At 29.5% G+C, this 6,260-nt stretch carries 6 protein-coding genes; 2 read left to right on the forward strand and 4 right to left on the reverse strand.

From position 1 onward, the window contains the following. Window positions 1-193 precede the first annotated feature (193 nt). The 3 genes from VLM92_RS16545 to VLM92_RS16555 all read right to left on the reverse strand — a co-directional run bounded on the left by VLM92_RS16545 (window position 194) and on the right by VLM92_RS16555 (window position 2,907). A complete protein-coding gene (locus VLM92_RS16545) occupies window positions 194-1,471 on the reverse strand; it encodes an aminotransferase class I/II-fold pyridoxal phosphate-dependent enzyme (RefSeq protein ID WP_325277423.1) in 1,278 nt (425 codons plus the stop codon). A 209-nt stretch (window positions 1,472-1,680) separates the two neighbouring features. Beyond that, window positions 1,681-2,244 carry a hypothetical protein gene (locus VLM92_RS16550; RefSeq protein ID WP_325277424.1) on the reverse strand — a complete coding sequence of 188 codons (564 nt, stop codon included), beginning with the start codon at window positions 2,242-2,244 and terminating at the stop codon, window positions 1,681-1,683. 147 nt (window positions 2,245-2,391) lie between these two features. Beyond that, the gene (locus VLM92_RS16555) at window positions 2,392-2,907 is read right to left on the reverse strand and encodes a transcription repressor NadR (protein WP_325277425.1); all 516 of its coding nucleotides are present in this window, start codon (window positions 2,905-2,907) and stop codon (window positions 2,392-2,394) included. Between the two features lie 381 nt (window positions 2,908-3,288). On the opposite strand from VLM92_RS16555, the gene VLM92_RS16560 reads away from it, so the two are divergent. Further along, window positions 3,289-5,214 (forward strand): OPT family oligopeptide transporter, encoded by a 1,926-nt coding sequence (locus tag VLM92_RS16560; RefSeq protein ID WP_325277426.1) that lies wholly within the window; start codon window positions 3,289-3,291, stop codon window positions 5,212-5,214. After that, window positions 5,204-5,551 (forward strand): PqqD family peptide modification chaperone, encoded by a 348-nt coding sequence (locus tag VLM92_RS16565; RefSeq protein WP_325277427.1) that lies wholly within the window; start codon window positions 5,204-5,206, stop codon window positions 5,549-5,551. The genes VLM92_RS16560 and VLM92_RS16565 overlap by 11 nt, the downstream gene beginning before the upstream one ends. Before the next feature lie 195 nt (window positions 5,552-5,746). Here the strand turns inward: VLM92_RS16565 and VLM92_RS16570 are convergent. Next, window positions 5,747-6,260 (reverse strand): hypothetical protein (locus VLM92_RS16570; RefSeq protein ID WP_325277428.1); only part of this gene is annotated, 514 nt, incomplete at its 5' end.

A 6,260-nucleotide genomic window follows, 5' to 3' on the forward strand; every position in this document is an offset into this window, starting at 1 on the left:
TTCTAATATCATCGATTTACCCTTTCCTACGTTTATTTACTATACTTATTGTACACTATTAAGAATACAATAAGTATATTTATTCCTAATGTAAGTAGTGATTCAACTGATGAATTAGTACAATAAGACTTATATAAATATGGAGTATAAAAAACGACCTGAGGTTTAAATAAAATCTCAGGTCATTTACTATTTATTTATTCTTTTTCATATATTCTATAGCCTTTAAAGTACCCATCTTAGAGTGATCAAATGTAAGTCCACCTTGGAAGTATACATTATATGGAGGCTTTATAGGAGCATCTGCACTTAGCTCAATAGAAGAACCTTGTATAAAAGCACCTGCTGCCATTATAACTTCATCATCATATCCTGGCATTGCCCAAGGTACTGGCTTTACATAAGAATCAACAGGAGCTGCTGCTTGTATACCTTGACAGAAAGCTATAACTTCCTCAGCACTATTAAGTCTCACTATTTGTATTATATCACTTCTTAAATCATCATACTTTGGAAGTACTTCATATCCTAATTTTTCAAACATTCTAGCACAATAAATTGCACCCATTACAGCTTGGCTTACTACATATGGAGCCATAAAGAATCCTTGAAGCACAGTTCTACTAGTACCAAATGTAAGACCACATTCTTTACCTATTCCTGGTGAAGTTAATCTGTATGATATTAGTTCAACTAAATCTTTCTTACCTACTATATATCCACCAGTTAAAGCAAGACCTCCACCTGGATTTTTAATAAGTGATCCTGCCATTATATCAGCACCAACATCTGTTGGTTCTTGAGTTTCTATAAACTCACCATAGCAGTTGTCTACCATAACTATAACTTCTGGTTTAATGCTTTTTACAGTATCTATAACTTCTTTTATATCAGCAATTGTAAGTGATTTTCTCCAAGAATATCCCTTAGACCTTTGTATCATTACAAGCTTTGTTTTATCATTTATTTTAGCTTTGATTCCTTCTAAGTCTACATTTCCGTCTTCTAAGAAATCAACTTGATCATATGTAACACCGAACTCTTTTAAACATCCTTTTTCTTCTCTTATACCTATAACACCTTCTAATGTGTCATATGGCTTACCAGTTACTGATAATATTTCATCTCCTGGTCTAACTAAGCCTTGTAAGCATAATGTTAAGGCATGAGTTCCATTAACTATTATAGGACGAACTATTGAGTCTTCTGCATTAAATACTTTTGCATATATTTCTTCTATTTTTTCACGCCCAAGGTCATTATATCCGTATCCTGTTGTCCAGTTAAAGTGATTATCACTTAGATTGGCTTCTTGCATAGCTTTTAATACTTTATATTGGTTATATTCTCTTATCTTTTTTATTTCTTCAAATCTATCTTTTATCTCTCCCATAACTTCTTCTGATAATTCGAAGGTTTCATCATCTAAGCCATAGAAGTTTTTTAGCAATTCTTTTGTTTCGTTTAGCATATTATCCACCTATCTTTTTTAGTTTTAACATTAGAATTTTATCATAATAGCTAGTTTTATGCAAACTTTCTCAATTTATCATTCACAATCTTAGATAAGGTTTGTATTAAGTAATTACATAAAAAAAATATAGAATAAATAGTAATATTAAACTATATATTCTATATCTATAATACTATATTTAAAAATATCTTAGGCCTTTATGTCTTTTATGCTTTTATCATGGACTTTTTAACAACTTCCTTAGGAAGTAAGTTCCATATATAAACTGACAATGTAAAATCTAACATGCTGTGTATTAAAGTTCCAACACCTACTAATCCAAGGATTGAAACAATAAATCCTTTATCATAGTATCCTGCTGAAAGTGAAGATCCAAGATAAAACGGTATAACTATTAATACTTCACTAATAGCATGAATTAATGCTATAAAAAAAGAATATAGCATTGAACTTTTCATATTTTTAATAACTTCTTTATTCTTCTTTAAATAAAAAGATCCGATACTAACAAATACTACATGGCTTAAAGCTCTTAATACTACTGTAATTGGAAATCCTCCTAATAAAAAACCTAAAGTAGTTCCAAATGCTACAAATAAGGCTGTCCCTGGAGAAATAAACATAGCTATAAATATAGGTACATGACTTGCTAATGTAAATGATGCCGGTTCTAATATTATTTTAATTGGTGAAAACATAGGTATTATGATTCCAATAGAACATAATAGTGCAGATAATATAACTGCTCTTGTATTTAATTTATTATTCATTTTACATCCCCCTATTATTAACTGTAATTATATGTGTCTTTACACCTATGATTACAGTTTAGTACTAAATTAAGAACTTGTCAATTATTATAACGTAATTTATATATAATATAAGGGATATTTGTATTAAGTGATGTTAAGCATCACTTAATACAAATATCCCTTTTCTTTTAAAGACTTTATTACTTCTTCAAACGTTTCTTCATCTCTACATTTTATAGTATGAAGGTGTATTCCATCTGTTAATTGAGCTAGAGGGTTTACATCTTCCACTTTAAGTTTTTTCATAAATTCCTTTACATCACGTCTTGATGATAAATGTAAATCTGCCGTTATTTGACCATATACACTATGTTCAACGATTACATTTACAACTGTTGCTCCTTCATCAACTATCGAATTAAGTTCATCTTTTATAAAATCTTTACTATGTCTACATGCAATTGTTCTTATTATGTAATTTTCATCACTTTCTTTATTATTTAAAATATAACCTTTTGGTGTTGATATTATATCCATCCCAGCGGCTCTAAGTAGTGCTATATCCCCTACTATAAGTTGTCTGCTGACATTTAGTTCATTAGCTAAGTTTGTACCACTTATTGCTTGACTTGCGTTTTTTAAAATATTTATAATTTCTTCTCTTCTGTCTAAACCATTCATCTTCATACCCTCATTTCTTTATAATTATAGTTATAATTATAACTTAATAATACATAACTATCTAGGTGATGTTTTTTAAAACCTAGATTATCAAATTAATTGCAATACTTCACATCATTCTCAAAAAATTCTGTTGAAGTTTTGTAATCCAATGTCCGTTATTAATGCTATTAATAACGGACATTTAAAAGACTGGTTTATAAATAGTAGAAATTATTAAATTAATGGTTCATATACTCTTCTTTAAATTTAACTGAAAATTACGACTTTCACTTTAAATTTGACTGAAAATTACGACTTTTACTTTTTTGTCAAATTTTCGTGAAAAATGTTTTCTTTTGTGGTATTATGAAATTAATCAAACAAAGGAGGACAAACTCAATGAAGAAAAAATTGCCGAAAGGCGCATATGGAGGAGTATCTGGAAAAGATTATGTACCTTACATAACAGATAACTCTAAGTCAGGTGGAAACATGGCAGTATTAATTATAGGACTTATTCTAGCTACTGTTTTTGCTGCTTCTACAGCATATTCTGGTATGAAGGCTGGTCTTACAGTTGCAGCTGGTATTCCAGGATCTATAATAGGTTCAGCATTTCTTGGAATATTTGCTAAACAAAAAGGTATTCTTGGAAAAAATTTAGTTCAAGGTATGGCAAGTGGTGGAGAATCAATTGCCAGTGGTATGATATTTGTTTTACCTGCTATTATTTTAATTGGTAGTCAAGTTACATTTTTAGAAGGTGTACTTGTTGGAATTGGTGGAGTACTATTTGGTATAGGAGTTTCATCACTTGTTCAAAATTATTTAATTGTTGAAGAACATGGTACTCTTATGTATCCAGAGTCAATGGCTATTTCTGAAACACTTGTTGCTTCAGAAGGTGCAGGAGATTCTATGAAGTACATGGGAATTGGATTTGGAATCGGTGGTGCACTTACTATATTAACAGGTTCATTCTTAAATGTAACAAATAATGTAATAAGCTACTTTGGAAGTAAGTTCTATAAGTGGAAATTACAAGTAGAAGTTAACCCACTTCTTTTAGGAATTGGGTTTATAGTAGGACTTGAAGTATCTTTAATGATGTTTGCTGGTTCTATGCTATCAAACTTCGCTATAGCACCTTTAATAGGTTACTTTACAGATATGGCTGCAGATGGAGCTATGGTATGGAATAATCCTGCACTTCCACTTAATCAAATGGATGCAAATGCAATATCTGGTAGTTATGTAAAATATATAGGTGCAGGTATGATGCTTTGTGGTGGTATAATAGGTGCAATAAAACTTATACCAACTATAATAGCTTCTATTAAAGAAACACTTAATGCAAAATCAAGTGTTGGAGGTTCTGAAGAAAGTTCATCTATGCAAATGGTAATATTATTAGGTGGTGCTGTAGTTGCATTTATAGCAGGATTTATAATTTCTGGTAATGTTGTAATGGCAGTTGTTGGAGCAATTATGTCTCTTGTATTATCATTATTATTTGTTATAGTAGCAGGACGTTTAACAGGTACTATAGGAACATCAAATCTTCCAGTATCTGGTATGACAATAGCATCATTAGTTATCTTAACATTAATATTTGTTGTAATGGGATGGACTGATTTAGCAGATAACAAATCATTACTTTTATTCGGTACATTTATAGTTGTTGCTATAGCTGTTGCTGGTGGTTACACTCAATCTCAAAAGGTAACTTATATAGTTGGTGGTAACAAAAATGAAATGCAACGTTACTTTGCAATTGCTGGTATAGTAGGTGTAGTTGTTGTTGCAGGTACAATATTATTACTTTCAGACCAACTTAAAATTACTGGTGATAACCCACCATTTGCATTACCTCAAGCAAACTTAATGTCAACATTAACTTCTGGTATAATGTCAGGTGAATTACCTTGGGTTATGATAATAGCTGGTGTATTTATGGCGATTGTTTTATACTTATTAAACTTACCAATAATGACTTTCGCTATAGGATTCTACTTACCAATAGCAACAACTTCTATAATATTAGTTGGAGCATTAATACGTGTATTCGTTGAAAAGACTTCTAAAAATGATGTTGAAAAAGAAGCAAAAGTTGCTAATGGTGTAAGTTTATCTTCTGGTCTTGTTGCTGGTGGTTCTATAATAGGTCTATTAGGAATCATATTACAAGTAGCAGGAGTTGTAAAACCAGCTACTCCAGTTGGATTTGCTGCAGGAAATACAATGGCAATAATCTTATTAGTAGCTTTAGTTGTTCTTACAACATTACCTATTGCTTCATCTAAGGTAAAGGCTGATGAACAATAATGAAGAAGTTTTAAGTATAGTATTTAAGATTTCTGATGAAATTGAATATGAAGTGGATAAAGAAGGAATTGTAACTATACTTGAAAAGCAAGATCACAAGGTTCAAAGCTTTTTTAGAAAACTAAAATTTAAAATTCCGATGTACAAAAAAGTAACATTAGACGCATATAGCAGTTATGTATTTTTGCAAATTGATGGCAAAAAAACTGTTAAAGAAATAGGTGAAAACCTAGAACTTAAATATGGTCAAGAATCTCATCCACTTTATGAAAGATTACTACTATTTTTAAATCATATTGAAGTGAATTGTAACTACATTGAAAAATTAAGTATATAATAAAAAGCTAGTTTGAAAGTCTTAATTATTTTAACTTTCAAACTAGCTTTATTTTATTTAAAAATAAAACTAAGATTACTATAGCAATAATTGTCATCTAAAGAATCTATTCTTTTAAAGATTCTTTAGTTATTTCAAAAGTTCTACAATACAAATATAAACTCCATAATATACTATTTTTACATGGCCTTATTTTTATTTATAATATTTTGGTGCTTTTTGATTACAGCAATCACAATCTGAATAACAAGTTTTACAATATTTCCTTAAGTAATCACGCTTTTTAGGTGTACAAAAGTTTGAAGTAGTACAAGTAGTACAGTTTATAATATTTAAAGAGGCTATTTGTAATACTAACTGTGCTAAAGTAGAAACACGTTCTTCAAGTTTGTCAATCTCTTCTACTAACATACAAATCATACATTCTAGGATTTCACATTTACAGCATAAATGAGATTTACATAAACATTCTATATTGTTTATTTTTGATATTATGTTTTGAATTAGTTCTATTATTTCAAATAAAGCACATAAAACTTTTGAAAGTAGTTCACAATCTTTAGTAGGTAAGCATTTAAGTTGGTAAAGAAGTTTTTTTAGATTTTTAAGTATACATTTAAATCTATCTATCTGTAATAAGTATCCATAATTTTTGTCACAGTAACTGCATTTTTCTATATCGCAAATAGTTATTATTAATAAATCTATT

This window comes from Romboutsia sp., assembly GCF_035470145.1.
Classification (GTDB): Bacteria; Bacillota; Clostridia; order Peptostreptococcales; family Peptostreptococcaceae; genus Romboutsia_D.